This is a genomic window from Chitinophaga sp. SYP-B3965 (genome assembly GCF_009647655.1).
Lineage (GTDB): Bacteria > Bacteroidota > Bacteroidia > Chitinophagales > Chitinophagaceae > Chitinophaga.
Map to the genome: position 1 here is coordinate 582,555 of NZ_WJFD01000003.1, position 26,617 is coordinate 609,171.

The 26,617-nt window shown below is 42.8% G+C and carries 23 protein-coding genes; 16 read left to right on the top strand and 7 right to left on the bottom strand.

Features of this window, described 5'->3' with window-relative positions; genetic code table 11:
- Window positions 1-15: 15 nt before the first annotated feature.
- The 3 genes from gatC to GFS24_RS20135 all read left to right on the top strand — a co-directional run bounded on the left by gatC (window position 16) and on the right by GFS24_RS20135 (window position 2,007).
- Window positions 16-306 carry an Asp-tRNA(Asn)/Glu-tRNA(Gln) amidotransferase subunit GatC gene (gene gatC, locus GFS24_RS20120; protein WP_153662536.1) on the top strand — a complete coding sequence of 97 codons (291 nt, stop codon included), beginning with the start codon at window positions 16-18 and terminating at the stop codon, window positions 304-306.
- Window positions 307-308: 2 nt separating this feature from the next.
- Window positions 309-1,019 (top strand): ABC transporter ATP-binding protein, encoded by a 711-nt coding sequence (locus tag GFS24_RS20125; protein ID WP_153662538.1) that lies wholly within the window; start codon window positions 309-311, stop codon window positions 1,017-1,019.
- Window positions 1,020-1,446: 427 nt separating this feature from the next.
- Window positions 1,447-2,007 carry a cob(I)yrinic acid a,c-diamide adenosyltransferase gene (locus GFS24_RS20135; RefSeq protein ID WP_216647457.1) on the top strand — a complete coding sequence of 187 codons (561 nt, stop codon included), beginning with the start codon at window positions 1,447-1,449 and terminating at the stop codon, window positions 2,005-2,007.
- Between the two features lie 2 nt (window positions 2,008-2,009).
- On the opposite strand, the gene GFS24_RS20140 is transcribed toward GFS24_RS20135, so the two are convergent.
- Complete coding sequence (locus tag GFS24_RS20140; protein WP_153662542.1) at window positions 2,010-2,711, bottom strand: hypothetical protein; 702 nt, start codon at window positions 2,709-2,711, stop codon at window positions 2,010-2,012.
- Window positions 2,712-2,815: 104 nt separating this feature from the next.
- Here GFS24_RS20140 and tyrS point away from each other — a divergent pair, with 104 nt between their 5' ends.
- Window positions 2,816-4,099 carry a tyrosine--tRNA ligase gene (gene tyrS / locus GFS24_RS20145; RefSeq protein ID WP_153662544.1) on the top strand — a complete coding sequence of 428 codons (1,284 nt, stop codon included), beginning with the start codon at window positions 2,816-2,818 and terminating at the stop codon, window positions 4,097-4,099.
- A 79-nt stretch (window positions 4,100-4,178) separates the two neighbouring features.
- The gene (locus GFS24_RS20150; protein ID WP_153662546.1) at window positions 4,179-4,793 is read left to right on the top strand and encodes a hypothetical protein; all 615 of its coding nucleotides are present in this window, start codon (window positions 4,179-4,181) and stop codon (window positions 4,791-4,793) included.
- Between the two features lie 335 nt (window positions 4,794-5,128).
- Here the strand turns inward: GFS24_RS20150 and GFS24_RS20155 are convergent, their stop codons facing one another.
- Window positions 5,129-5,608 (bottom strand): hypothetical protein, encoded by a 480-nt coding sequence (locus GFS24_RS20155; RefSeq protein WP_153662548.1) that lies wholly within the window; start codon window positions 5,606-5,608, stop codon window positions 5,129-5,131.
- Between the two features lie 124 nt (window positions 5,609-5,732).
- Between GFS24_RS20155 and GFS24_RS20160 the strand changes: the two genes are divergently transcribed.
- From GFS24_RS20160 to GFS24_RS20190, 7 genes are all read left to right on the top strand, one after another.
- Window positions 5,733-6,899 (top strand): cytochrome-c peroxidase, encoded by a 1,167-nt coding sequence (locus GFS24_RS20160; protein WP_153662550.1) that lies wholly within the window; start codon window positions 5,733-5,735, stop codon window positions 6,897-6,899.
- 8 nt (window positions 6,900-6,907) lie between these two features.
- Window positions 6,908-7,960 carry a serine hydrolase gene (locus GFS24_RS20165; RefSeq protein ID WP_153662552.1) on the top strand — a complete coding sequence of 351 codons (1,053 nt, stop codon included), beginning with the start codon at window positions 6,908-6,910 and terminating at the stop codon, window positions 7,958-7,960.
- A 61-nt stretch (window positions 7,961-8,021) separates the two neighbouring features.
- On the top strand, window positions 8,022-8,621 hold the full coding sequence (locus tag GFS24_RS20170; protein WP_153662554.1) for a DUF4142 domain-containing protein: 600 nt from the start codon (window positions 8,022-8,024) through the stop codon (window positions 8,619-8,621).
- 224 nt (window positions 8,622-8,845) lie between these two features.
- The gene (locus tag GFS24_RS20175; protein WP_153662556.1) at window positions 8,846-9,328 is read left to right on the top strand and encodes a hypothetical protein; all 483 of its coding nucleotides are present in this window, start codon (window positions 8,846-8,848) and stop codon (window positions 9,326-9,328) included.
- A 42-nt stretch (window positions 9,329-9,370) separates the two neighbouring features.
- Window positions 9,371-10,894: a hypothetical protein gene (locus GFS24_RS20180; RefSeq protein ID WP_153662558.1), complete on the top strand. Its 1,524-nt coding sequence runs from the start codon at window positions 9,371-9,373 to the stop codon at window positions 10,892-10,894.
- A gap of 6 nt (window positions 10,895-10,900) precedes the next feature.
- Entirely contained in the window at window positions 10,901-11,638 is a 738-nt protein-coding gene (locus tag GFS24_RS20185; RefSeq protein ID WP_153662560.1) for a hypothetical protein, read from the top strand.
- A gap of 3 nt (window positions 11,639-11,641) precedes the next feature.
- Window positions 11,642-11,878, top strand: coding sequence for a hypothetical protein (locus GFS24_RS20190; protein ID WP_153662561.1), 237 nt, complete (start codon window positions 11,642-11,644; stop codon window positions 11,876-11,878).
- Between the two features lie 42 nt (window positions 11,879-11,920).
- Here GFS24_RS20190 and GFS24_RS20195 read toward each other — a convergent pair whose 3' ends face one another.
- Complete coding sequence (locus GFS24_RS20195) at window positions 11,921-13,087, bottom strand: hypothetical protein (RefSeq protein WP_153662563.1); 1,167 nt, start codon at window positions 13,085-13,087, stop codon at window positions 11,921-11,923.
- Between the two features lie 238 nt (window positions 13,088-13,325).
- On the opposite strand from GFS24_RS20195, the gene GFS24_RS20200 reads away from it, so the two are divergent.
- Complete coding sequence (locus GFS24_RS20200) at window positions 13,326-14,366, top strand: Fic family protein (protein WP_153662565.1); 1,041 nt, start codon at window positions 13,326-13,328, stop codon at window positions 14,364-14,366.
- A gap of 306 nt (window positions 14,367-14,672) precedes the next feature.
- Here the strand turns inward: GFS24_RS20200 and GFS24_RS20205 are convergent, their stop codons facing one another.
- The 3 genes from GFS24_RS20205 to GFS24_RS20215 all read right to left on the bottom strand — a co-directional run bounded on the left by GFS24_RS20205 (window position 14,673) and on the right by GFS24_RS20215 (window position 21,961).
- Window positions 14,673-16,631, bottom strand: a complete 1,959-nt coding sequence (locus GFS24_RS20205; RefSeq protein ID WP_153662567.1) for a DUF262 domain-containing protein — start codon at window positions 16,629-16,631, stop codon at window positions 14,673-14,675.
- Window positions 16,632-17,563: 932 nt separating this feature from the next.
- Entirely contained in the window at window positions 17,564-18,865 is a 1,302-nt protein-coding gene (locus GFS24_RS20210) for an amidohydrolase family protein (RefSeq protein WP_153662569.1), read from the bottom strand.
- 21 nt (window positions 18,866-18,886) lie between these two features.
- Window positions 18,887-21,961 (bottom strand): amidohydrolase family protein, encoded by a 3,075-nt coding sequence (locus GFS24_RS20215; protein WP_153662571.1) that lies wholly within the window; start codon window positions 21,959-21,961, stop codon window positions 18,887-18,889.
- Window positions 21,962-22,149: 188 nt separating this feature from the next.
- On the opposite strand from GFS24_RS20215, the gene GFS24_RS20220 reads away from it, so the two are divergent.
- From GFS24_RS20220 to uxuA, 3 genes are all read left to right on the top strand, one after another.
- Window positions 22,150-22,557 (top strand): hypothetical protein, encoded by a 408-nt coding sequence (locus tag GFS24_RS20220; RefSeq protein ID WP_153662573.1) that lies wholly within the window; start codon window positions 22,150-22,152, stop codon window positions 22,555-22,557.
- Window positions 22,557-23,828 (top strand): glycerate kinase, encoded by a 1,272-nt coding sequence (locus tag GFS24_RS20225; RefSeq protein ID WP_153662575.1) that lies wholly within the window; start codon window positions 22,557-22,559, stop codon window positions 23,826-23,828. Before GFS24_RS20220 ends, GFS24_RS20225 begins: the two co-directional genes overlap by 1 nt.
- Before the next feature lie 116 nt (window positions 23,829-23,944).
- Window positions 23,945-25,114 carry a mannonate dehydratase gene (gene uxuA / locus GFS24_RS20230; RefSeq protein ID WP_153662577.1) on the top strand — a complete coding sequence of 390 codons (1,170 nt, stop codon included), beginning with the start codon at window positions 23,945-23,947 and terminating at the stop codon, window positions 25,112-25,114.
- A gap of 222 nt (window positions 25,115-25,336) precedes the next feature.
- Here uxuA and GFS24_RS20235 read toward each other — a convergent pair whose 3' ends face one another.
- Window positions 25,337-26,614, bottom strand: a complete 1,278-nt coding sequence (locus GFS24_RS20235) for a TolC family protein (protein WP_153662579.1) — start codon at window positions 26,612-26,614, stop codon at window positions 25,337-25,339.
- Window positions 26,615-26,617 lie beyond the last annotated feature (3 nt).

The following is a 26,617-nucleotide window of genomic DNA, read 5'->3' on the forward strand; positions in this document are numbered from 1 at the left end:
CGTTAATTTGAACTCATGGAAGTGAATGATGCACTGATTCAACAGTTGGCCACCCTGGCAAGGCTGGAATTCAATGCCGGAGAGCGTGAAGAGATCCGGCACGACTTACAGCGAATGATCACTTTCGTTGAAAAGTTGAGTGAGCTGGATACTGAAAACGTGAAACCTTTGTTATTTATGACGGCGGACTCTAATATTTTCCGGGAAGATACGATATTGCCCAATATTAGCCGGGAAGAGGGTTTAAAGAACGCTCCCGCCCATACCGAAGAATATTTCAGCGTCCCTAAAGTAATCAAGAAATAAATATGTCCAACACTGTTATCCTACTCGATCAGATCCGTAAAAGCTATTTCATCGGCAAGAACGAATTGCCGGTGCTGAAGGGTGTTTCCCTGAACATCAACAGGAATGAATATGTAGCGTTGATGGGACCTTCCGGTTCCGGGAAGTCTACGCTTATGAACATTCTTGGGTGTTTGGATACGCCTACCAGTGGTAAATATATCCTGAGCGGGCATGATGTGAGCAGTATGGAGGACAATGAACTGGCCCGGATCCGGAACCAGGAAATTGGATTTGTGTTTCAGCAGTTTAACCTGATGCCGCGGCTTTCTGCCCTTGAGAATGTGGCTGTGCCGTTGATCTATGGTGGGGTTGGTAAAAGGGAGCGTGAAGATAAGGCCAGGGCTATGCTGGAGAAGGTGGGGTTGGGAGACAGGTATAAACATAAGCCTAATGAGCTTTCTGGTGGACAGTGTCAGCGGGTGGCGATTGCCAGGGCGTTGGTGAATGATCCTTCTATTATCCTTGCGGATGAACCCACGGGGAACCTGGATTCTAAGACTTCTATTGAGATCATGGATATTTTTGGTAAGATCCATGATTCGGGGAATACGGTGATACTTGTAACACATGAGGAGGATATTGCGGCACATGCTAAGCGGATCATTCGTTTGAGGGATGGGGTGATTGAGTCTGATAAGATGAATGCGGTGAAGGAGGTTTTGGCGCATTAGGCTGAGGGTTTGCCGCGCAGCAAAGGGCGGTTTTTATTTATTTTTTGGAGAGGGTGTTTTTTTGGGGAAGAACCTTTTATTCTTTTTGGAAAGGGCGTTTTTTTGAGGATGTTTGACTTGAGGGTTTGCCGCGCAGCAAAGGACGGTTTTTATTTATTTTTTGAGGGGGCGTTTTTTTTGGGATGAGTCTTTTATTCTTTTTGGAAAGGGCGTTTTTTTGAGGATGTTTGACTTGAGAGTTTGCCGCGCAGCAAAGGGCGGTTTTTTTATTTATTTTTTGAGGGGGCGTTTTTTGTTTGGGGAATGAGTCTTTTTTTTGGGAAGGAGCTTTTTGAGGAGGCAATTAAAATTTTACAATTCAAAACTTTTAATACAAAAGGTAACGGGTCTTCCCTGTTACTTTTTTTTATTTATTTATCTTCGTTGTATGGCAATGAAGATCTACACCAAAACAGGAGACAAGGGCAAGACATCGCTCATTGGCGGGACGAAGGTTTCTAAGAGTCATCTTCGGATTGAAACTTATGGGACGGTAGATGAACTGAACTCCTGGCTGGGGTTGGTGAATGATTATATTACTGAAGCGGATCTGAAGGTGTTCAATAAATATATACAGGACCGTCTGTTTACTATTGGTGCCTCGCTGGCTACTGATCCGGAGAAGGGGACCAAGATGAAGATCCCTGATCTACATGAGGCTGACGTTAAGTTATTGGAAGATAAGATGGATGAGATGGATACAGTGCTGCCGGAAATGAAGTTCTTTATATTGCCAGGAGGACACGTGGCGGTATCTCATTGTCATATTGCCCGTTGCGTTTGCCGCAGGGCGGAAAGGCTGTGTGTGGAAATGCAGGAGCAGGACACTTTTGTAGAGCCCCTGGTGCTGCAATATATTAACAGGTTGAGTGATTATCTGTTTGTGCTGGCACGGTATATGGCGCACAAACTACAAGTGGAAGAGATCCCCTGGAAACCAAGGGTGTAAACTCACTTCTCCAATTTGGTGATCGCCATGCTTCCCATCAGTTTCCCATTTTTATTATAACTCATGGATTTGACCATCCCAAAACCAGGTGCGAACCATTCCGTAGCCTTTAGATCCATCGGTACGCCCGCTCCCATTACGGATACTTTCATTTCAATGTTATAGCTGATCTTAAAGCACTCCCAGGTACCGGCTGTTGTAGTAATGGATTCCTTTGCTTCCACTTTCCGCTCTGATATTTTAAAATCCATGACCATGGGCATGCCGTTCATTTCTGATTCCATTTTGAAGGCGCCGTCAGCCAGGTACTGTCCTACTCTCATGGTAGTTGGATACGCGAGGTAGGAGTCCGAAGCCTTCACCTTAGCATTCATACTCTGCGCGGGGCCTCCTCCGGGTATGTTCATCTTCATGTCCACTCCAATAGTGACACCATTACATTTGAACTTACCCTCGGATTTGGAGACTTCTTTCCCGTTTTTGTCCATGAAGGAAGTGGTAAAGGTAGACACCAAATCGCTTCCCTTCTTTTCAACCTCTGCAATCTTGTAGAGCTGTTTACCCATCAGTTCCTCCTTCTCGTTGTAGATACTCATTTCTACAACGGCGTTGTCGGTCATGTAGTAAAAACTCTTACAATCCTGCGCGGTGGCAGCCAGTGCTGCAAATAATAAAAACGTGGTAGTTATCCAGAGACATTTCATAAATCGATATAACCTTTTCGAGGCATTCCTAATATACGACTATTTCCCAGATTAAGCATGTCCCCGGAAAATTGTAGGTTTGCACAAATTTTATTCGTCTTTCAATGAATCTTATAACGGAATTACGCTGGCGTGGCATGGTGCAGGATATCAAGCCGGGAACGGAAGAACAACTGCAAAAGGAAATGACCACGGGTTACATAGGTTTTGATCCTACGGCAGACTCTCTGCACGTGGGTAGCCTGGTACCGATCATGCTACTGGTACATCTCCAAAAGGCAGGACATAAACCCCTGGCGCTGGTTGGTGGGGCTACCGGCATGGTGGGAGATCCTTCCTTTAAAGCAGAGGAAAGAAAGATGCTGGACGAAGAAACGCTACGGCTGAACCAACAAGGTATCAAAACACAGCTGGAAAGGTTCCTGGATTTCGATCCCTCCAGGCCCAATGCGGCGGAAATGGTGAATAACTACGACTGGTTTTCGGGGATCAGTTTCCTGAACTTCATCCGGGACATCGGGAAACATATCACGGTGAACTATATGATGGCGAAGGATTCTGTGAAGAAACGCCTGGATGGGGATAGTGGGATGTCCTTTACGGAGTTCTCTTACCAGATGATACAAGGGTATGATTTTCACCATCTTTATACGCATAAGAACTGTAAACTCCAGATGGGCGGTTCGGACCAGTGGGGGAATATTGTTACGGGTACTGAGCTGGTTAGGCGGATCGGCGGTGGGGAGGCTTATGCTTTTACCTGTCCGTTGATCAAGAAGGCGGATGGTACCAAGTTCGGGAAATCTGAAAAGGGAAATATCTGGTTGGATCCGAAGAAGACGAGCCCTTATGAGTTTTATCAATTCTGGCTGAATGCCAGCGATGATGATGCGGAGAGTTATATTAAGATCTTTACTTTCCTGGATGAGCCGACTGTTAATTCACTCATTGCAGAACATAGGACCGATCCGGGGAAACGTGCATTGCAGAAGGTATTGGCGCAGCATGTGACCACCTTCATTCATGGTGCGGAGGAATATGAATTTGCTATTAAGACCTCTCAGATATTGTTTGGGAATGCTTCTGTGGATGTGTTGAAGTCGCTCTCCGAAGAGCAGTTGCTGAAGGTGATGGCGGGGGTTCCGCAGTTTGAAGTTGCTGCGGCGGATCTGGCGGCTGGGAAGGATGTGGTGAGTTTCCTGGCGGATGCCGGGATCTTTCCCAGTAAAGGAGAAGCGCGGAAGACGATCCAGGGTGGTGGTGTGAGTATGAATGGAAGTAAGATTGCCGGGATTGATCTGGTGATCAATAATGAGGCGTTGATCATTGGGAAGAATATCCTCTTTCAGAAGGGGAAGAAGAATTATATTTTAGTGAAGATCGTGTAATGTTATTTTCTTTTATAAAAGCGGCGTGGTAACTCAATCACGCCGCTTTTTTTTTATATTTGGTTAAAGTCCCCCTACCATGAAAACATCTATGTTAATACTGAGTCTGTTCTTCTCAGCTATTTCAAATGCACAAACTGCAAAGGAAGTTTTTAACTCCGCTGAAATTCCCGTCACTTACCTGGGCATTGATTTCACCCGCGCAAAGATAATGGGGGAAATTGCCGGGAACATGGAGATCCTGAAAGCTTTTGCGGCCATCAACAATACGGTGGCGCATGAATCAAAGAAATATGATATTGCCGCAGCTATCCGGAAAACAAATGTGGTTAATAATCTCAGCTTTGTTGGACCGCGTAACAAGGCAGTGGATGTCAGCAAGATCAAAACCGACCAGGTTTCTGATTTCACGCACCTTGCTCCTGCAGACATAGACAAGCTGGTAAAAGAATACAATTTTTCTGGTCAAAAAGGGATCGGGTTGCTTTTTGTGGTGGATGGTATGAGCAAATTAGCAGGCAAGGCCTCTGTGTATGTTACTTTTATTGATATGGGTGCGAAGAAGGTGTTGTTTACTGAGCGGATGATGGGAAAGGTTGGTGGGTTTGGGCTTCGGAATTACTGGGCGAAACCTTTTGAGGATATATTGAACCAGATAGAGGCGTCGAAGTTTAAGGAGTGGAAGGGGCGGTGAGTTTTTGTTCAATAAAGAACAAACCGCTGAAGGGAGTGACACAACGGCGGCTGATGCATGTGCAAAAGCTGGCTACCAAAGAACTGTTATATCTGTATGCAGAGAGTTTGCCGCGCAGCAAAAGGCGGAGGGTTTTTCTTCTTTTTTGGGAGAAGTTTTTGGGCATGGGGTTCTTTTCTTCTTTTGAGAAGGAGTTTTTTTGAGGAGCTTGCCGCGCTGCAAAGGGCGGAGGTTTGTTTATTTTTTAAGTGAGTGTTTTTAGGGCGTAGGATTCTTTCTTTCTTTTCTGAGAAGGCGCTTTTTTTGGGGTATGTGATTCTATTCTTCTAAAAAATCTACACCTGTATCTCTATGGTGCAGATGTTGCCGGCTATATCATAGACTTTTATGGTGAAGGGTTTTTCTATGAGGGGGAATTCCCATTGTTTGTTTTTTAGTACGGCGTGGCCTGTGCCTACTTTCACTTTCACTATTGCGTGTTTGGCTTTCGCTTTGATGACTACCTTTTCTTTCACAACTACCTCTACTTCCGGTTTATTGTATGCATCCTGAAAAGCTGCGTTGAAGGCGGTTTGATTGTGTTTTGCTATTGATTTATAGTAGGCCTTCTTTTCCGGGTCTTTGATGGCTTGTTTAGCGAAGTCGTTGGCTCTTTTGAAGCGTTCCTGGTTGGCTATTTGGGTGGGGGTTTTGGGAGGGTATTTGCAGGGGCGGTTGCACATCACGGTTTTGCCGAATCGTTGACGGAAGACGATCTGCTTTGCGAAGGTGCCGGTGGCGCCTTTTGTAATGACGTTATGTTCTGAGACTGCCATAATACTAAGGTAAAGCTTTTATTTTGATTTTTACTTCGAATCTTGAACCTATGTCAAGCGAATATAGATACTTATATCCCTATGGTTTTGATAGGAACATAAATAACAGTACTTTTCTTACCTCATGCCATCTAGAATATATTACGTTGTACTGCTATTGATTGTGATTGCCTGTCATAATGAGACGAAGGGGCCTGCTGCTGTTAAAAAGGAGCCCCTGAGCCTGGGCAGTATTGATGCATTGCCTGCTACCTATGCCTCTCCGGCTGATAACCCTTCTTCGGCCGAAAAGATTGAGTTGGGGAGGTTGCTTTTTTATGATCCTGTATTGTCAGGCGGGAAAGACGTGTCCTGCGCTACCTGTCATCATCCGGATTTTGGGTATGCGGAGAGTCTTGAGCTCTCTATTGGGGTAAATGGGAAGGGGTTAGGGGAACATCGGCAATTTAATGCGCAGAACGATATTCCTTTTACTAAGCGGAATTCACAATCCCTGCTCAATACGGCCTTTAATGGCATTGGGGCGGATGGACATTACATACCGGAAGAAGCACCGATGTTTTGGGATCTTCGGGCGAAAGGGTTGGAAGATCAGGCTTCTTTTCCGGTGAAAGCTTTTGAAGAAATGCGCGGGCATCGATTTGCGGAAGAGAACATTGCAGATGAAGTGGTGAAAAGAGTCGCTGCTATTGTGGAATATAATCGCTTGTTTAAAACAGCTTTTCCGGAAAATGATTCGGTGTCGCTGCGCAATATCTCTAAAGCGCTGGGGGCTTTTCAAAGATCGCTGATCGCCAATAACTCGCGGTTTGATCAATACATGCGTGGCGACAGAGATGCATTATCGGAACAGGAAACAGAGGGGATGAAATTATTTTTGAAGTCGGGTTGTGCAAGGTGCCATAGCGGGCCTATGTTGTCCGATTTTAAACCGCATGTACTGGGTGTTGCGGAAAATGAGAAACTGCCTTTTTCGGACTCGGGTTATCAAAGTACCTATGCATTCCGGACCCCTACCCTTCGGAACCTTCAGTTCACGAGGCCTTATATGCACAGTGGGAAAATTGCAACGGTTAAAGATGTATTGTTCTTTTATGAGGACCTTCATGGGAAACCACTTCCTAATCAACATATAAAAAGAGCGCAGTTGGACCCATTAGCCCAGGAGATAAAAGTTGAATTTAAGGACATCAATGCCATTGTTGAATTCCTTAGTACCTTGAATGACGACAACTACGATAAGAAAATACCTTTGGCTGTTCCGAGTGGATTACCGGTAGGTGGATTTTAAATTGTTTTATGAAGAAATTAACCCTGGCCCTTCTTTTAACTGGCGCGATGTCTTCATTCGGGCAATCAAAAAATATTGCTTCGATTGATAGCTTACTCACTGACATGACCCGGCGGGATCTTTTTTCCGGGGCTGTTCTCATTGCGGACAGTTCAGGAGTATTGTTGTCTAAAGGTTATGGTTATTCTGACAGGGAAAATAAAATAAAGAATACACCGGCTACCCGGTTTAGTTTATCATCGGCTTCAAAGGTATTTACGGGAACGGCTATCACTTATCTTGCTCAGCAAGGGAAGCTGAAATTTACGGATACATTAGGGCAATATCTTAAAGGATTTCCTTCCGGAGATGTGATCACTATTCATCAAATGCTCACGCACTCTGCTGGTTTGGATGACTTCTTTAAAGCGCAAAATTTCAGTTATGAAAACGTGAAGAACTGTACGGACATGCTGCCCTTCATGCGATCATTACCATTGGTGTATCCTCCGGGAGATAGCTGCCTCTATTCAACGGGAGATTGCATTGTATTAGGGGCGATCATCGAAAAAATTACCGGGATGGATTTCCAGGATTATATTAAGGCTGTATTTATTGATCCGCTGGGTTTGAGCAATACCAGTTTTACGCCTTATTGGACATTGGATGATAGCCAGCGGAAATATGCTATTGGTTACCGTAAGGGTTATCAACGCATTCCTTTCAACTATGATAATGGTTCTATTCCATTATCGGCTGGCGGGGCATGGAGTAGCGTGGAAGATATTTATAAATTTGATAAAGCAGTATTCTCTGGTAAGGTTGTGCAGGAGGAATTTCTTTCGCAGATGACGGGCAGATATACTTCTTCATGGGAAAATTCACATTTTGGTTATATCTGGATCACTACCGATAAAAAGAATGGGGATTCTATTGGGCATTCCGGGGATAGTTCAGGATGGCATGCGATGAATGAGTATTATCCTAAGCAGGGATATACTGTTATTATTTTAACCAGTTTCGGAGCGGTGGATCTGTATGAGCTGTCGGGTAAGGTAGAGGAAATGCTGTTTGCTAAGTAACCTACTGCTGTTGCTTTGCTGGCACAGGTTTTGGACTTCTTTCCTAAAAAAGGAGGCTACTATGAAAAAAGCAATCTCTTTATTAATACTGCTGTTTATGGGTTGTAACAACAGCTCCACTGATAGTGAAAAAACAGCGAAAGAAGAAAACAAGGAAATGATCGATAGCATGAAGTTGAATGAAGGGCCTTCTGTTATGCCTTCTCTTTCCAAAGCTGATGCTGATTTTCTTGTAGAGGCAGCCAGTGGAGAAATGATGGAAGTTGAATTGGGTAAACTGGCGCAGGCTAAATCTCAGCGTGAACAGGTGAGGGCTTTCGGAAGTATGATGGTAAGGGATCATGAAGCAGGTGGAGAGAAATTGAGGGACCTGGCCGGATCTAAGAATATAACACTTCCTGCTGCCACATCTATTGATGATCATAAACTGATGAAAGAGAAAGATGATTTTGACAGGGCTTATATCACTTTGATGGTAGATGATCATAAGAAAGACATCCGCGAATTTCAAAAGATGGCGAAGAATGGATCGGATAGTGAAATAAAAGCTTTTGCTGCGGAGACTTTACCGATGTTGTATAAACATCTTGATTCAGCGCAGAATTTGTTGAAGCGAATGGGGCCAGGCAGGATACCGGTTTCGGCACCACCTTATCAGTAAATTTGTTTAGAAAGAGGACGCTCTTACCCAGAGCGTTCTCTTTCAATTTATTTTTTCTTTGCGTAATATTTATCTATATTTATTGCATTAACCGCTCCTACCCCAAAATTTAGCCATTCGAAAATTGATTCAACCTCAAACATGTTTGGGATCAAATAGATCCAAGTGAAATTCTTTTGAACCTCATATAATTTTTCATTTTGAATTATTAAAATAAATCATCAATGAAGGAAATCACCCTTAAAAGAGATTATTCAATAATTCAGGCACAAACGAATACCCCCACTGCAGTGCTTTTTTATGCCAGGGAAGATGTAGAGAGCGAGCTTGCTGAAATTTCCATGAACAACCTGGATAGATTATACGCAAGCGATATGCATTTCTCTAAAATTGCTGTAGATAGTAAACATTTCTTATTCGAAGGTCAGCATATGGTGCTGCCATTTGTAAAAATTATGGATGACGGATATCCAATTTTATTCAGGAATCGAATTGATTTCAAGGAATTGGAATCCCGGATTCGTCAGATCCTTGAAAGAAAAAAACATTCCGCATTATCTTCTCAGCCTCCACAAATAGAGGTAATTAAGACTAAAATATTAAATATAAAATGGGTAGCCTGGACTGCTATAATAGGAGCAGCATTAATCGCCATTATTAAATTCGTTATTGAGGTCACTAAAGATAATAACAGCAACAAAAGATAACCTGTTGTTTAACTTCTAATCCCTTACCCACTGCACTTCCCCATGAAATCTTTACCCTTTGTTTTCGCGGCCCTTTTAATTTCGCACACAAGTCTCGCCCAGAATGATGCCGGAAGTGCTTACGCCACTGCCTCCAGCAAAATAGACAAGGTGCATAAACGTACGGCAGAGCCGGTGCCATTTGACAGGGCATTCTCATTGGTATATGAAATTGCCAAAGATGAAAAAGTAGAGAATATTTTCATCTATAAAGTAGAGATACTACATGGAACCAGGGATATCTATACTAAACGGAAACAGGTGGGATTTGCGCCTTCTGATTATCTCAAAAAATGGGAGGTTAAAGAAAACTTACTGACGATATGGATCAAACCACTTCCTCCTAATATACTAATAGATATCCTTGTTTTGAAAAGGCCTGGAAATGTGTTAAAGGCTGAATTAACAGCACTTAGTTATAATGGTTATTTACTTACAAGGAGCAGTGGCACATTTGAAGAAATGGAAAAGGCCAACAATAATTTCAAAAAAGGGTACGACGAGTTTATCAAAAAAATAAGCGACGATACATATCCGGATCGTGGCCTGGATAAAATGAGTATCGATACGTTTAAAGCCCTTTACAAAGGTGAGTTAGGTAATGCCTACAAAGCAATAACTGAGTTTGATTACGATATCAATACATTACCTATTCCTGATGGCCTGTTTGTTCATCTGAATAATACTTTCACCAAAGCTAAAATAAGCAATGATCTGTTGGTGCAGCTTTATCAACAATCAACTGCTAACCGGAAGGCGAATTTCCTCCAGGGCATCATTACCCTGCAATCAGGAGTTGCCGACAAGGGGGTAAAAGCCCATGAATTTGATAAACGCATAGCGAATCTTGATTCCAGTATCAAAAGCCTTGAACAACTGGTAATACTTACAGATAAATGCATGCTGCCTCCTGTAGATGGAGCCCTGGTATCTTTCAAGGCCGACCTGCTGAAGCTCATTAAAAAACTGGATGAGAGCAGCAAGCTACTCAAAGACAATTATAAACTGGCAGCTGCCGTGTTAAATGATCCTTTACTGCAACAGGAAGAATGGCTACTGACAGGTAATGACTTTAGTGATCTTGCCCAGAAATCAAAATCACTGATCGTTCCGGACATTGGTATTACTAATATCTGGGTGCAGGGCCGTAACCGGGGATATTATTTCCCCCGCCCTTTTGTTGGCGCTAATATATACCTGCGGCCGGTGGATAAAACAATCCGTGAGAACACTTTTAAAAACTATGACTGGAAAAGGGTGTTCTCCATCCAGGTGGGACTAACCTATGGGAATTTCGACAGTCCGGAATTCAGTAATCTTTTCAATGACATGTCCCTGATGCTGGGGCCCAGCTATAAGATCAACCGAACGCTTCGTATAAGTGGTGGTGTTATGCTCATCAGAAAGGAAGACCAAAACCCGATCGTCAAAAAAACGGTGGTACATGCTACTCCTTACCTTGCCTTGTCTTTTGATATTGATATTGTCGGCAACGCTGCCAGCCTACGTTCCAGAATTTTTAAATAAGCGATCATGAAACTGAAATATATTTTACCCTTCTTGCTGGTACTTGTTGCCGGTTGCCAAAAAGACCTGCTTACTACAGATTTCATTCGTCAATTGAATGTACCTGATCAGGATATTCCTGCTGACGGCACTACCATTATTACCATCACAGCAGAGCTGAACCCTGATGCGATAGCCAGTGCAAGAAATGTAATATTTAAAACGTCGAAAGGTTCATTTATAGATGGAAAAGATGGTGCGATCACCAAAAAAGCAGAGTTTGAGAATGAGAAGCTGATTGCCCGGGTACAATTTAAAGCCCCCACCAGCATAGGAAAGATAATTATCCAGGCAGAGATTGATATGCCGGAAGAAAAAAGGGATTATATCGTATCCGATTCCATTACGGCCATCCCATCTCAGCCAGACAAACTACAGTTATTTGCCAGTGCTTTTGGTGTAATGATCAACTTTGGCAATGAGATAACTGTAAGTGGTACTTTGGAGAATAAAGAGGGTGGTGGTGTTTCCTCTGGTAATAAAATTTTGCTGGAAGATTTTTATGTGGATAACGGTACTCCTGTTAATGGCCGGTTCAGAGACGCGAAACTGTCTACCAGCGGCACATCACAGGTATCTGCCATTTACTCTCCCGGCTTCATTGATATCGGTAAAAAGATATGGATAATAGGAACGGTATTGGATGCGGCAGGCAATAGGACGCCGATGAAAGACACCGTATTAATTCAATCAATTCAAAATTAAGTTATGCCTGATCAACAAGAGAAATTACAGGTGTTACCTGAAGAACTGGCACGCAAAATTGCAGCAGCTGTTAACGGGCTGCTTAAAGATGCAAAGGAAAGTTTTACACTCGGGCCGTTTATGCTGGACGAAGTGAAAGGTGATGCAAAAATGAAAGGTTTGCATGATGCATGCCCGGGAGGCAAGTGGATGATTGATCCGAGAACAGGGCTGGGTAGATGTGTAAAACCAAACTCATGAAACATTAGATAAAAAGAGGCATCCCTTGCGGAATGCCTCTTTTTATTCCACGGCCTTAGTCGTCATTGCAAACTGAATATACCTCACATTCGCACAGCATTCACGCACTATAGTACTGTCTTCAAAAGTGGCAAACAATCGCCCTGCCACATCAAATCCCTCTATTTTCATTTTGCTGGCACCCTCTCCTCTTGCTCTCACATGCTTCCAGGTGGCCCCTGTATCTGTACTATAATAACAATTAGACACCTCATAGCCAGGGCGGCGCACATTCAATGTGTCTGCCGTAGTGTAGATACTTCCTTTCTGATTCACCCATACATTCTCAAATCCCGGACGGATCATATCTGAAGGCATAGGTAACGTTATAATTTTCGCGCCCTGTTCTTTGATAAGAAAAAATCCTTTGGTACTGGTCACATAAATATTCCCATTACCTGCACAGGCAAAATCCCGCACTATTTCATACAGGCCATCACCTTTGTATAACAATTTCCAGTTTGCTGCTGTAGCGTTATAATACAATATATCTCCATTGGACATCTTCACATATAACAATCCATCGTTGTCCACTAATATTTTAGACGGCCTTTCAGCTGCGTATCCGGGGATCTCTGTACACTTGAATGTTTCTCCTTTGTCCCTGCTCCGGGCAATATAACATCCCGGCCTTTGCCCATTAAAATCTTTACTCCCTACCAGGCCAACGTATACATCTCCATTTTTAGCGGAAGCCAGTGCATAATATCCTCCTGTGAGGGAAGCTAATCCATTTAAACCGGACTCCAGGTTGATGCTGATGTTGGAGACGGTTGTGTAGTCCTTGCTTATCCGATATAATTTTTTGCTTGCATAGTATCTATCATAAGGAAGCACATATATCTCATTGTTCTTTCCGGGGGCTATCTGCCGTAGTTCTGTACCGTAGTCCAGTTCTATACCCTTCGTATTAAATGTATATGCGAATGCCGTCCAATTTGTCATTACCTCGAACTTGCGGGAATATAACCGATACCACTGCCCCACGTGAAAGACGGTGTCCGGTGTACCTACCATGTTGAAATATTCACCGTCTTTTAAATTCGCGATTATCTTGGTGCCTACCCAATAATCCATTGGATATGTAACTACGGGTTCTGGCTTATCGCCCTTTTTGCAGGCGGTGGAGAATAATAGAATGAATAAAGTACAGTAGGTTGTGAGCTTCATGATGGTATAGAGATGTGGGAATGTTTGCGAAAGTACGACATTAATGATCTTTGTTGATGGAGAATTCCTGTTATCGGCATCCGCTTTATCCTTTTATCCTATCATTTTAGCCCGTTCATCCTATCATTTTGATAGGAAAGAATGCCTATTATGATAGGATAATTCCTATCACGATTTCAATTTTTCCTATCATTCTGATAGGAAAAAGGTGTATTTTTGATAGGATAAATTAATTTTCATGCCTACTACTCCTCGTCAGCAATTGATTATCAGAATATTAGGATCACATCCCAATATTCAAATATCTGAAATAAAACAAAGACTAACCCAAGAAGTATCAATACCGACTCTTAACCGGGATTTGAAAGAATTGGTGAGTCAGGGTCTACTGACCAAATCGGGGGAAGGACGAAATACCACCTACCGCATAACATCGGCTTACCAGTTATTAAATGAGCATATTGGTGATTCCTACTTTGATAAAGATATAGATGAACGAGAGGGAAATAAACGATTTGAACCGGACATTCTCTCCTTACTCGAAACCAACAACATCTTTTCTGAAAATGAACTAAAGTATCTGGGAGAATTGCATGCTATGTTTCTTGAAAAGATAGCTACAATTTCACCAACATTATTGCAGAAAGAAACAGAACGCTTAAGTATTGAACTTAGTTGGAAATCTTCACAAATAGAAGGTAATACCTATTCCTTACTGGAAACAGAGTTACTGCTCTCACAAAAATTGATGGCGAAAGATAAAGATAAGTCTGAAGCTACTATGCTGTTGAATCATAAAATGGCAATAGATTATCTATACGATCACCGGATCACGCTTACTCCATTAAAAGTGCGGGATATTGAGGATATTCATTCTCTGTTAATTCAGAACCTGGGTGTAAGTAAAAATTTAAGGAAAAGACCTGTAGGCATTACAGGAACTACTTATACCCCTCCTGATAATGAATTCCAGATAAGGGAATATTTAGAAAGGGCTTGTGAAGTAATTAATAATAAGGACTCTGTTTTTGAAAAAGCATTATTGGCTATTTTGCTTATATCCCTTATTCAACCATTTGAAGATGGGAATAAACGGACTGGGCGTATTACCTCTAATGGGATACTAATAGAAAATGGGTATTGCGCATTGTCCTATCGTGGGGTTCAGCCCTTGGATTATAAGAAGGCTATGATTCTCTTTTATGAGCAGAATAATGTATCAGCTTTTAAGAAGTTGTTTATTGATCAGTATGCATTTGCAGTTAGGAATTATTTTTAGTTGGGAGGTATTTTTTTGAACTGCAACGTGGATGAATCCGTTCTTCAGTCATATCTAATGACAGAACCATTGATAGGTACATTCCAGATATTGCTCTAGGCCTATTGGCAGGATTTATCCCTAAAATCAGCTGAGGTTGGGTCATCTAATCATCGCCTTTCTCTTCCTTCTTTGCCCAAATCAATAAGATCAAAATAATTTGATTGACTAAAAGTAAAAACGTTGGCTAGTACATAAGATTAACATCGATCAATTTATCAAATTATACTATCTCGTTGAAGTTGAAACTTCATTTCTTTGCCTAAGCTACTCCGTTTTTATAAAGGTTAGCCCAAGCAGCTTTGTCTTCTGTTGAATATCCCCTAGTGGAATATTCCACTTCCTTTCCATAAACTCTAATAATTTAAGCCCTTTCTTAAGGATTTCCTGCGGTGTCCATTCGGTCAATTTACTAATTTCATTTTCTGAATATGAGCCATACCGGTATCCCACTTGATTAGTGTCATTATCAATTTTTTTTAAGAAACACTTATTCTGAAGGCTGGAATTTTTTGGTTTGGATAAAGGGAGTAGATTTCCAAGCGAGTTTTTCAAGATCTCTCTTTGACGAGGAGTGTATCTACTGAAGTCAATCTTCCAGCAATCTGTATTAGAATCTTGCGGATAAATATGTTCGACAGTGATGTAATCATCCTTTTCTTCAATGAATTCAATCCAGTTAATTTTTTTCTTTTTACTTTTACTTGATTCTCTCAAATGCATGTCAAATTCATAAAGAAAGTATCTTATTCCCATCCACTCATAGAATCCACCGCTAAATCTCCTTGTTGCCTCTATAATGAAATCGGTATCCATGATTTTTTTCTGTATAGTTTTAGTTAGTTCCTTCTCAAGCTCTGCGATAGTAGTCTTTCCTTTTGAAATATCTAATGCAAAATCACCAAAAGCCATTAAAGGAGCTCTATATTTATAGCCGAGCATAGAGACAAATCCAAATCTCTCTAATGTTTCAAGAAACTTTAATTTTGTTTTCTTATTTACTTTTTTGAGGTAGCAAATAAGCACTAAGGCTGAAAAATGATGACTGTTAATACGGAATATCTTTTCTAAGAGATTTTTTTCCTCTTCTTCAAAATCTGACTGCTGAGGATTAAAAAGGTTGAACCATATCTCTACACTTTGTTGCAAGCTCTCAATATAATTGTTGATTTCTTCTATTGATAATTTTGGACGCCCTTCGGAATCTGTTTCAATTAGATTTTTTGTATTAAATTTTTCCTCTAGCAAAAAGCTCTCGTAACGTTCCTTCAAAAGAAGACTGGGGCGTCGAGATGAATTATATATACCTGCTTCTTGATATGAATTCGTGAATTCATCTCCAAAATAAATAATAAAATGATTCATGAGAAACGTATCATCATTTAATGGATTTGCCTTATTCCTCCCTAAATAATGATACACTGATTTCCATGAATTATTTATTCTTTTTCTGAGCTGCTCTTTCTCTGATTCTTCGACATCTACTTTTGTTGATAGATATATTAATCTGTTTTTTAAGAGTTCCAGATTTGAAAGTGGTTTACCCCTGTTATTCATTGTTTCAAATGCAATGAATACATCTATATCAGAGGTGATTGTATATATATTGAAAAGGAGATTCTGAGTAATCTTTCTAAATACAATTTCCAGCGCATCCCTATTTAGCTCCTTTATTTTTGAGCTTAAGTATTCTTTGGCAAAAATTAAGTTTTGTGTGTAAATCGTTTCTTCTTTTCGATATCCACTGGTTGAATTCTCCAAGAATATTTTTCTCTTCAAAAATTCGTAGCTAGGATTATCCTTTTCATAACCAAAAATATAGGATCTAGAGATGCCCTTATCTTTGGAATCAAAGATATACCTCTTCCTTACCTCCGCTATTGTTGCAAAATTTAATGTAGAATTGGGAGATACCCTTTCCGTAATGGCTTGTATAAGGATAATTGTTGTTGTTAATCTCTGTTGACCATCTACTATAAAATATGGCTCATAGTTTTTAGATTTTATTATCCAATTGTCATCACTCCACTTATTAAATACTTCCTTAGGCACTTTTTCAAGAGTAAGAACACCTACATAATGATTTTTCCCTTCTTCTAGTTGTATGATGTCATTCCAGAAATCCTTCAATTGTTTCTCTGTCCATGCATACCCTCGTTGATAATCAGGAATTCTATACAATTTATCTGTAAAAATCTTGGAAATAGATAGTAGTTGTGAATCCATATCTGCTTATTTTGAGAGGGGGTAGATTAAGAAATTTTAATTCGGAAATTGAAATCGCACTTTATTGTGATGATAGCGAATGTGAAGAAACTAATAACAATGAAGCTACTTGCCAATAATTGACATTAATTTTTATTCTATTGTTCTTATTGGAACATACCAAGTACTTTGCTAAACGCTATCGGTTCTCAAATATTTATAATCATGATACACTAAGTAATATAATATACCTATTATAAACAACCTTTTTACATAATACAAATAAAAAGGTGGATTTCTGAATATTTTTTACCATAAGTTCGCACAATCATATTTGTGGCACCAAAAGGGATTGAAGACCCTTCCTTGATTCCAGCCGGAAAAACTAGGACATTCCAGATATATTTGGATAATCAGACTGAAGCTACGTATTAGCATCAGTCGATTTCTCCTGCACAAACCTTCCTACTGATTCTAGAGTTGAGTGGGATCATACATCTTTCTGAGTAGTCCCTGTCTTCTTTCACAACGGGTTGTTAAGTGTAATCTTCGCTTTATAGCGATTTAACAGAAATCCGCGCATACACTTAGCAGACTAAAGAAATGTTTCGTTTTTATATATTTTCATTTTGCTACTTTCATTCATTCTCGATTCAACTGAATTCGTTCTGCGTTATACCAAAAAAGAATTAATGCCCTTCTTAAATCAATTCAATCAATGATATCTGTAATCCCAATCTGATCATTCAAAATAATTCGCCTCATCATTCACTCCTTAATTGATAAATTTTCCTTCAAATCGACACTCCTAAAAACCCAAAATGCCGCAATCACTATGTTTACGGGTTCTCTATTCCCTTTAAATCTCATTCTGGTCGGGATGACGGAATCTACTTCTCCCAAATAGGGCATTCCTCACGGAATGCCCTATTTAAGCTTATAAAAATGAATCCTCAATTCAACCCATACTTATACTTATACCTTTCATACAACTGCTTATGTTTATCCTCCAAACTCACTTCTCTCCCCTGAATATAAGCCCTCGTTACTACACTGGATTTCATATCCAGAATATCCCCGGTGCTCACTACAATATTCGCATCTTTCCCTACTTCCAATGAACCCGTTTTATCTGCAATGCCTAAGATCTTAGCGGCATTGAGGGTGATGGAACTTAACGCTTCCTCTTTGCTTAAACCATAAGCGCCTGCAGTACCTGCATTGAAAGGCAGGTTACGTTGCTGCCAGAAACCTTCGTTGCTGATGCAGAACAGGATGCCTGCTTTTTGCAATTGGGCAGCGGTTTTGTAAGGTTGATCCACATCATCATCCTGCATAACAGGAAGGCTGTGTGGTTGATTGAGAATAACAGGGATGTTGTTCTGTTTGAGCACATCTGTGATCAACCATGCATCTGTGCCACCTACGATCACTACATCGAAGTTGAACTCTTTAGCGATGTCTGTAGCTACTACTAACTCCTTCACCAGGTCGCAGTGAATGAAGAGTTTTTGTGAACGGTTGAATAAACCTTTTACGGATTCATATTTCAGGTTGGTGGCGGTATGCTTTTCTGCTTCGGCGTATGCTTTCGCTTCGCGGAAGAATGCTTTCACGGATGCAATCTCTGCCATGGCTGCTTTGATAGCGTCAGTACCAGGGCCCGCAGCAGCAGCGCCAAATGGATTACCACGTGGCATCAGGCGGGGCATGTAGAAGTGAATGCCGTTGTCTGTTTTATAGGCAGCATCTTCCCAGTTCCAGGCATCTAATTGCACCACGGAAGAACTTCCGCTGAGCAGGCCGCCTTGTGGTACTATCTGTGCTAACAGGATACCATTCGTACGAAGGGTAGCGATTATTTTCGAATCTGTATTGTAGGAAACGATAGAACGAACAGAAGGATTGATCTCTCCTACTTCCTGGTAATCATTGGTGGCGCGTACGCTTTCTACTTCTGTGAGACCCAGGTTACTCTCGGGAGCAATGATGCCGGGATAGACGTGCTGGCCTTTTACGTCGAAGACTTTTACGTCGTCTGCAGGGATGGCTACATCTGTTCCTACGGCAATGATCTTGCCGTTATTGAAACCTATTGTGCCATTGTTGATCACCTGGCCATTTCCTACATGAATAGTAGCGTTCTTCAGGAATACCAGGCCTTTCTGCGCTTTGGCAGGATACACGGTTTCCTGCGCCTGCAGGGAAGTGTAACTGGCGGTAAATCCAAGTATATATAAAAATAATTTTTTCATTTGTTGCGATTTACGGTTACATTATTTAGCGTCCTCTTCTGTATGGTTCACATCACGCATAATATGATGCTGGTGACCAGCCTGCAGATCTTCGCAATGCCAGATCTCTTCCCGACTTGGCGTTGGCCTTGCCATTGGGGCACCTTTCTTTTTCTCACCCAGCATCTTGCCGATCAGACGCGTACGCTCTGCTGCTATGCGGGCACGCAGTTCGAGGTCTTTGTCCCTGTCGAAATACACGATACCGTCTACGATGGTTTTTTCTGCTTTTGCGTAAATGCTGAGGGGATGATCGCTCCAGAGTACGAGGTCTGCATCCTTTCCTGTTTTCACACTACCGATGCGATCTGCTACATGCAATAACTGTGCAGGATTTAAGGTGACCATTTTCAGGGCATCTTCTTCCTGCATGCTGCCGTATTTTACACTCTTCGCTGCTTCCTGGTTCAGGCGGCGGGCCATTTCGGCATCGTCTGAGTTGATAGCTACGGTGAGTCCTACACGTTGCATGATAGTGGCGTTCTGCGGGATCGCATCTACTACCTCCATTTTGTATGCCCACCAGTCTGCAAAAGTGGAAGCACCGGCGCCGTGTTCTTTCATTTTGTCGGCTACTTTATAACCTTCTAAGATGTGGGTGAAGGTGTTTATTTTAAAGTTGAAACGGTCTGCTACTTTTAACAACATGTTTATTTCGCTCTGTACATAAGAGTGACAGGTGATGAAACGTTTGCTGTTGAGGATCTCTACCAGTGCATCCAGCTCCAGGTCGCGGCGTTTGCCTGCTCCTGCTTTCTCGTAATCTTTTGCACGGGTGAAAGCATCTACCAGTACTTGCTCTACTCCCATCCGGGTTTGCGGGAAACGTACGCGTTGCCTGTCTCCCCAGTTGGATTGTTTCACGTTCTCTCCTAATGCAAATTTGATGAAACCTCCCCAGTTCTGGAATTTCAGTTCTTCTGCATCCGCACCCCAGCGTAATTTGATCAATTGGCTTTGTCCGCCGATCGTGTTAGCAGAGCCATGCAGCAAGTGAGAAGAAGTAACACCACCACTTAACTGGCGATAGATATTTACATCATCGGGATTGATCACATCTGCAATGCGCACTTCTGCTGTTACGGATTGTGAACCTTCATTCACACCACGGGAAATAGCGATGTGGGAGTGTTCATCTAAGATACCGGGCGTGAGGTGTTTGCCGGTACCATCAATTACTTTGGCGTTTCCGGCAGCGAGCCCTTTTCCTACCTGTGCAATTTTGCCGTTGCGGATCAGTACGTCTGTGCCTTCCAGTTTTCCTTCTTTTTCATTCGTCCATACGGTGGCGTTGCGGATCAGGATGTCTTCTGCTTTGGGCAGTGTTTCATATCCATAACCGGAGAAGGGGAAATAGATCTTGCCGTATTGTGGTGTTTCTTTCTTTTTAGCAGTATCTGCTTTGGGAACGAAGGCTTTGGCGAAAGTGGCCGTCCAGTTATTGTACTGACCTTTTTCGTCTACACCGGAACCGCTCCATTTATTTTCTGCACCGATCACACCACTGAGGCGTAATTGTTGTTTGCTGTCTTTTGTAAGGGGGACATTCAGTTTTATCAACTGGCCGTCTATATCGATTTTGCCGGCGATGGTATCTTTGCCTAAGTAAGATAAAGCGGGCGCGGCTTGTGTACCTTTTATTTCGATCGGGTAAGTAGCGCTGCCGAATTGCAAAGTGTAAGTACCCCTGATATCATTCCATCCTTCTTCTTTCACTATATATTTATTCCCCTGTACCCAGTTTTGATACAACACGGTGTTTTCCTGGAACACGGGACCGGAAGTGATAATGAAATTGGCGAGTTTGCCTGCATCCAGGCTGCCTATTTTATCGTAAGCCTTTACAATGGTGGCGGGTATTTTAGTCAGTGCTTCGAGGGCCTTTTGTTCTGACAGGCCATATTCAATGGCTTTGCGCACATTGGCTATAAATGATTTTGTGTCTTTCAGATCTGCTGCGGTTAAACAGAAGGGGATATTCGCTTTTTCGAAAGCACCTGGCTCTGTTGGCGCCAGTTCCCAGTGTTTCATATCTGCCAATGCTACGAAACGTGCATCGTTAGGATCTTCCACATCCATGGCCTGCGGGTAATTCAGGGGAACAATATAAGTAGCTTTGGTGGCTACTATTTCCGGAATACGCTGGTATTCATTGCCACCAGCTTTGATCACATATTGTACGCCAAATTCATCGCCGATCTTATCTGCGCGTAAGGCATTCCATTTATCACTGGCATCAAAGATCTGTATAAGGGACTGGTTATCATTCCATGATTGCAGGCTGAGGTTCAGTCCTTCTTTTGCAGGTTGTGTTTTATACCATTGCGCATCCAGGTATTGCTGGCGCAGCAGGGCAATCATTCCCATTAAAGAACCGGGATAATCCTGTGTGGAGGAGCCTTTATCGAAAGAATAATGTGCGGATGCTTTTTCACGGATAACGGTCTGGCTTTCTTTTTCAGCTGCCAGGCTTACCAGTGCGCCTGTACCGCGGGCAATTCCATCAGCCTGATGGGTGAGCACTACACCAAAACCTGCTTCCCGCAAGTTTTTGGCTTTGCTTTCATCCGCGGCGAATAACTGGATGGCATTCACTTCGCTTTTGATGGCCTGGTTCCAACCTACTGCTCCTTTGGTAGCCGTAAAAAGCTGTGGCGCTGCGCCAAAAGCCCGTCCTCCGCCAGTACGTTGCTGAGCACCCGGCATACCATAATCGCTGTAGATATCAACGAAGGATGGATAGATGTATTTGCCTTTACAATCAATGACTACGGCATCTTTCGGGATGGCCACATTGGGGCCGGCTCCTATGATCTTTCCATCGCGGATCACGAGGATAGCATTGCTGAGCGTGGTCTGTGCATCTTTTACAATGGTGGCATGGGTAAACGCATAACAGGCATCTTTGGGTTCAGAAACACCATTTACGGGCCAGGTTTCCTGGGCATTGGCATTAAAACCAGCCAGCAATAACCCGATGGCGCCGAATAGGGTTGCCCGGAAGAGGGTCTTCCTCTTTACCGATATAACATCGGCAGGGTACGGATTTGATTTCATGTAGATTCAATTTAGACGTTAGATGATGGCTGATGTAAAACCACCGGCAAACAGGTTTAGACAGAAAATGCCGGCATTACAGCTACAAGTGTTAAATTTAACAAATCATTGATCGCTTGTAATACTATTTTAGTATAAATTTTACGAACGGTATTATACTTGCGGCAACCAGCTTAACCTAGTTAGATATGAAAAAGAAGAATTGGCCGATCATCATGCTCCTCCTCCTCACTGTGTTTAGTGCCAGCGCACAACAGAAGGCCAAATGGGATGCTGCTGATAAGGCAGACAAAATGAGCGATAAATTGTATCGCGAACTGGATCTCACCAAAGAACAAAACAAAAAGATCCACGATATTAATGAAGATATCTCCCGCCGCCGGGAAGCGGCTAAAAAAGATACCAGCCTGAAAGCGCGTGACCTGATGAAAGTGCGGCAAACACTGGATGCGGAAAGAAGTAATCGTTTCAAAACGGTGCTTACACCAGCACAGTATAAGAAATGGAACGACTGGGAACTGAAGAAGAAAGAACAGCTGGAAGCAAAGATGGACCGCAAACAGGATAAACGACAAGCCCGCAAAGCCAATCGTTGATGGATCAGCAAATACAACAAGCCATTTCCATTTTTGAAAGCGCCGTTGCAGCTGTGCAGCCACGGCAATTCATGCGTGCGTGTTTAGGAGCTGATCATATTTTGGGGGAAACGTTGCCTTTGTCCGGGCGCATTTATGTACTCGGCGCAGGAAAAGCAGCGGCCTCTATGGCCAAAGAAGCAGAAGAGATCCTGGGAGACCGTATCACACAAGGTTTCGTGGTCACGCATCAACCTACCCCCTTTCATTTAAAAAAGATTGCTTCTATTGTTGCCGGGCATCCGGTACCAGACCTTAACAGCCTGATTGCCACTACCACTATGCTGGAAGTGGCCAGGGGCATACATCCGGACGATATCGTTATCTTCCTGCTTTCCGGCGGAGCCTCTTCCCTGTTGGCAGATGTTCCGCATGGTGCCTCCATGGAGGAAGTACAATCACTATTTGATAGTCTCCTTAAAAGCGGTGCAGACATTAAAGAAATGAATACGGTGCGTAAACACCTGAGTGCCATCAAAGGAGGGCAACTGGCTCAAAGACTAAACCCGGCCAAGGTGTACACTATCATTCTTTCAGACGTACCGGGAGATGATCCTGCTGTAATTGGCTCCGGGCCTACCATTCCTGATCCTTCTACTTTTGCGGAAGCCTGGGCGGTGCTGGAAAAATACCAGATCAGCTCCAGCCTGCGGGATCATATCAAACAAGGTATGGACGAATTGCTACCGGAAACGCCTGTAGTATTAGATAACTCCATTTATAAAATAGCTGCCAGTAACCGTACTGCCTTGAAAGCAGCTAGTGCAAAGGCAACCGAGATGGGATTCCATACACAAATATTACCGGAACTGGTAACTGGCGAAGCCCGGGAAGCTGGTATTCACCTTGCCCGGCTGTCCATTGATTATAAAGGTCCCTTTCCGGCCTGCATACTGGCAGGAGGCGAAACGACGGTACAGGTAAAAGGTTCCGGCCGTGGAGGGCGTAACCAGGAACTGGCGCTGGCTGCGGGTATCCAATTGGCAGCGGCACCGCATGTCACTTTTTTATCTGCCGGAACGGATGGGATCGATGGACCTACTGATGCTGCGGGTGCTATTGTGAGTGCGGATATTATGCAGCATGGCCCGGAAGATCCTGTTTCTTTCTTAGATAATAATGATGCCTGGCATTTCTTTTCGTCTGCCGGAAGTTTGATCAAAACAGGGCATACCCATACTAACGTCATGGATATCATGATCATCCTTCTACAAAAACCAGTAGATCTTTAAGGCTATCTTGTTAATAGCTGTTAACACCATCACGCAGAAATTGGGATATTTCTTGCGGATTATTTGCATATCCCGCATTTGATTCTATTTTTGAGTAACAAAAAAAAGCTTTGAGTATGTTGAGAATGGAACAGACCTGGCGGTGGTTCGGTCCGAAAGACCCCGTTAGCTTGTCAGACATCAGGCAGGCAGGCGCCACAGGGATCGTTACTGCACTACATCATGTACCTAACGGCGTAGCATGGACGAAAGAAGAGATCCTGCAAAGAAAACACGAGATTGAAGCTGCAGGCCTTACCTGGTCTGTTGTGGAAAGTGTGCCGGTTCATGAAGATATTAAAACACAAACCGGGCGGTTTAAGGAATATATCAAGAACTATCAGATCAGTCTCCGTAACCTTGCGGCCTGTGGGGTTTACACCGTTACCTATAATTTTATGCCGGTGCTGGATTGGACCCGGACTGACTTAGCCTACACAGTGGAAGATGGTTCCAAAGCCCTGCGGTTTGATAAAGCGCAGTTCATGGCTTTCGATCTTTTCATGCTGCAAAGGCCTGGTGCGGAAAATGATTATCCTGAAGAGGAGATCTCCCGTGCTAAAGAGCAGTTCGATAGTATGACGGATGAAGAGAAAACTTTGCTGCAACGGAATATCATTGCGGGGTTACCTGGCTCTGAGGAAAGTTTCACCCTGGAACAATTCCAGGCGGCATTGGATAAATATAAAGATGTGGATGCGATCAAACTGAAACTGCATCTCTTTTATTTCCTTCAACAGATCGTTCCTGTAGCGGAAGAAGTGGGGATTAAACTGGCGATACATCCTGATGATCCTCCATTCCCTATTCTTGGATTGCCAAGGGTGGTGAGTACGGAACAGGATGCACGGGAGTTGTTGGCTACGGCTGCTTCTCCGGCTAATGGGCTTTGTTTCTGTACAGGGTCTTATGGTGTTAGGGAGGATAATGATCTTCCTGGTATGGTGGAGCGTTTGGGTGATCATATTCACTTCATTCACCTGCGTGCTACTAAGCGTGATGCACAGGGGAATTTTTATGAAGCAAATCACTTAGAGGGTGATGTGGATATGTATGGTGTGGTGAAGAATATTCTTTTGGTGATGCAGAAGCGGAATCTTTCTATTCCTATGCGGCCGGATCATGGGCATCAGATGCTGGATGATCTGCATAAAAAAACTAATCCGGGGTATAGTGGGATTGGGCGTTTGAGGGGATTGGCGGAGTTGAGGGGATTGGAGATGGGGATTGCTGGAGGGATGAAATAAGCTGGGAGTTTGCCGCGCAGCAAAGGGCGGTTTTCTTTTCTCTTTTAAGGAGGTGTTCTTTTATGAAAGGGAAGCCGTTTCTTTTAGGAGGAGTTTTTCTATGAAAGGGAAGCCCGTTTCTTTTAAGGGATTATATTTTTTGTTCCAAAAAATAAAAAAAGTAAGCCCGGCACAGACGTGTCGGGCTTCTTTTTTTTAACACACACTACAAAACAATGAATCCTATTTCCAGAATTCATTGCCGTTCAGTTGTAACAATGCCAGGCTGGATAAAGACAGCTGGTATTGGTATTGTATTTTAGACAACTGCGCTTCCAACATACTCGTCTGCGCATTTTGCAGATCGAGGTATGTTATCACCCCATTTTTATAACGACTTTGAGCTAATTGCAATGCACGTGAAGCCTGTTGCAATAAAGACTCTGCAGTGAGTAAACGCTCACGGCTGGCGGCGATATCTGACTGCTGTTGTACAACTTCTTTCTGTAAATTATCTTTCACATCCTGCGTATTCCATTTAGCTACTTCTACCTGTTGCGTAGCCATGCGTTCCTGTGTGCGAAGTTTCTTACCATGAAAAATAGGTACGTTCAAACTTACGCCGGCGTTATAGTTAAACTTGGTTACGCCAATATCAGGCAGGTATCCGTTTTTGAAACCAGTACCTGCATCCAGGAACAAAGAAGGTTTGTATTGGGCTTTGGCGATCTCAACACCGGTTGCCGCAACCTTTTCTTTTTCCATGGCTGTTTGCATGGCAGGGTTATTTAAGAATTCCTGGTCAGCAATTATAGCTGGCACGGGCCATTCGAAACCTGCATGAATAGAGTCCTTCGGCTGAGCACCGGTTAAATATGCCAGCGTAGCCATTTGTTTTTGCAAAGAGTTTACGTAGTCTACTTTTTTATTCCGGTAAGATTCCAGTTTCACGCGGGTATTGATCAGGTCCAGATCAATGGCATCACCATGTTTGAGTTTATTCTCTACCATAGTTTCCGTTTCTTCCAGCAGTTTGATGTTGGCATTCTGCACGGAAATGTTGTTATAGAGGTAGGCGATGTTCAGATAAACATTGGCTACTTCGTATGCCAGCAATTCTTTTGCTTCTGTGGTTTGTGTACCCAGCAATCTTGCTTCTGCTTCACTTTGTTTGATCTGGCTGCCGCTTTTACCGAAATCCAGTAACAGCTGGCGGGCTTCGATCCCTGCATTCACATTCTCAGAAGGAACGGGTTGGAAAGTAAAATCACTTCCGGGCAATTGTACTTTCGGCACGGGGTAGATATGACTGTAACTGGCGGTACCATTTACGGTGGGCAGGCGGTTGGCCTTTGAGAGTTCTACCTGGCCGGCAGCAATCTTCTGCTGCACTTCCATAGCTTTGATCTTCGACTGATGGTCAAATGTTTGTTGTACCATTACTTTCAGATCATCCGGCACTGTTTGTGCGGAAACGCTGAGCATTGTAAAAGAAAGTATGGTGAATAATATCTTTTTCATTTG

Excerpts from the sequence above, each read along its gene's own strand:
- GFS24_RS20185 (WP_153662560.1), top strand. The coding sequence starts at position 10,901 with ATGAAACTGAAATATATTTTACCCTTCTTGCTGGTACTTGTTGCCGGT.
- tyrS (WP_153662544.1), top strand. The coding sequence starts at position 2,816 with ATGAATCTTATAACGGAATTACGCTGGCGTGGCATGGTGCAGGATATC.
- uxuA (WP_153662577.1), top strand. The coding sequence starts at position 23,945 with ATGTTGAGAATGGAACAGACCTGGCGGTGGTTCGGTCCGAAAGACCCC.
- GFS24_RS20135 (WP_216647457.1), top strand. The coding sequence starts at position 1,447 with ATGGCAATGAAGATCTACACCAAAACAGGAGACAAGGGCAAGACATCG.
- GFS24_RS20220 (WP_153662573.1), top strand. The coding sequence starts at position 22,150 with ATGAAAAAGAAGAATTGGCCGATCATCATGCTCCTCCTCCTCACTGTG.
- GFS24_RS20170 (WP_153662554.1), top strand. The coding sequence starts at position 8,022 with ATGAAAAAAGCAATCTCTTTATTAATACTGCTGTTTATGGGTTGTAAC.
- GFS24_RS20165 (WP_153662552.1), top strand. The coding sequence starts at position 6,908 with ATGAAGAAATTAACCCTGGCCCTTCTTTTAACTGGCGCGATGTCTTCA.
- GFS24_RS20215 (WP_153662571.1), bottom strand. The coding sequence starts at position 21,961 with ATGAAATCAAATCCGTACCCTGCCGATGTTATATCGGTAAAGAGGAAG.
- GFS24_RS20125 (WP_153662538.1), top strand. The coding sequence starts at position 309 with ATGTCCAACACTGTTATCCTACTCGATCAGATCCGTAAAAGCTATTTC.
- gatC (WP_153662536.1), top strand. The coding sequence starts at position 16 with ATGGAAGTGAATGATGCACTGATTCAACAGTTGGCCACCCTGGCAAGG.
- GFS24_RS20160 (WP_153662550.1), top strand. The coding sequence starts at position 5,733 with ATGCCATCTAGAATATATTACGTTGTACTGCTATTGATTGTGATTGCC.
- GFS24_RS20205 (WP_153662567.1), bottom strand. The coding sequence starts at position 16,631 with ATGGATTCACAACTACTATCTATTTCCAAGATTTTTACAGATAAATTG.
- GFS24_RS20190 (WP_153662561.1), top strand. The coding sequence starts at position 11,642 with ATGCCTGATCAACAAGAGAAATTACAGGTGTTACCTGAAGAACTGGCA.
- GFS24_RS20235 (WP_153662579.1), bottom strand. The coding sequence starts at position 26,614 with ATGAAAAAGATATTATTCACCATACTTTCTTTTACAATGCTCAGCGTT.
- GFS24_RS20225 (WP_153662575.1), top strand. The coding sequence starts at position 22,557 with ATGGATCAGCAAATACAACAAGCCATTTCCATTTTTGAAAGCGCCGTT.
- GFS24_RS20150 (WP_153662546.1), top strand. The coding sequence starts at position 4,179 with ATGAAAACATCTATGTTAATACTGAGTCTGTTCTTCTCAGCTATTTCA.
- GFS24_RS20180 (WP_153662558.1), top strand. The coding sequence starts at position 9,371 with ATGAAATCTTTACCCTTTGTTTTCGCGGCCCTTTTAATTTCGCACACA.
- GFS24_RS20140 (WP_153662542.1), bottom strand. The coding sequence starts at position 2,711 with ATGAAATGTCTCTGGATAACTACCACGTTTTTATTATTTGCAGCACTG.
- GFS24_RS20210 (WP_153662569.1), bottom strand. The coding sequence starts at position 18,865 with ATGAAAAAATTATTTTTATATATACTTGGATTTACCGCCAGTTACACT.
- GFS24_RS20155 (WP_153662548.1), bottom strand. The coding sequence starts at position 5,608 with ATGGCAGTCTCAGAACATAACGTCATTACAAAAGGCGCCACCGGCACC.
- GFS24_RS20195 (WP_153662563.1), bottom strand. The coding sequence starts at position 13,087 with ATGAAGCTCACAACCTACTGTACTTTATTCATTCTATTATTCTCCACC.
- GFS24_RS20200 (WP_153662565.1), top strand. The coding sequence starts at position 13,326 with ATGCCTACTACTCCTCGTCAGCAATTGATTATCAGAATATTAGGATCA.
- GFS24_RS20175 (WP_153662556.1), top strand. The coding sequence starts at position 8,846 with ATGAAGGAAATCACCCTTAAAAGAGATTATTCAATAATTCAGGCACAA.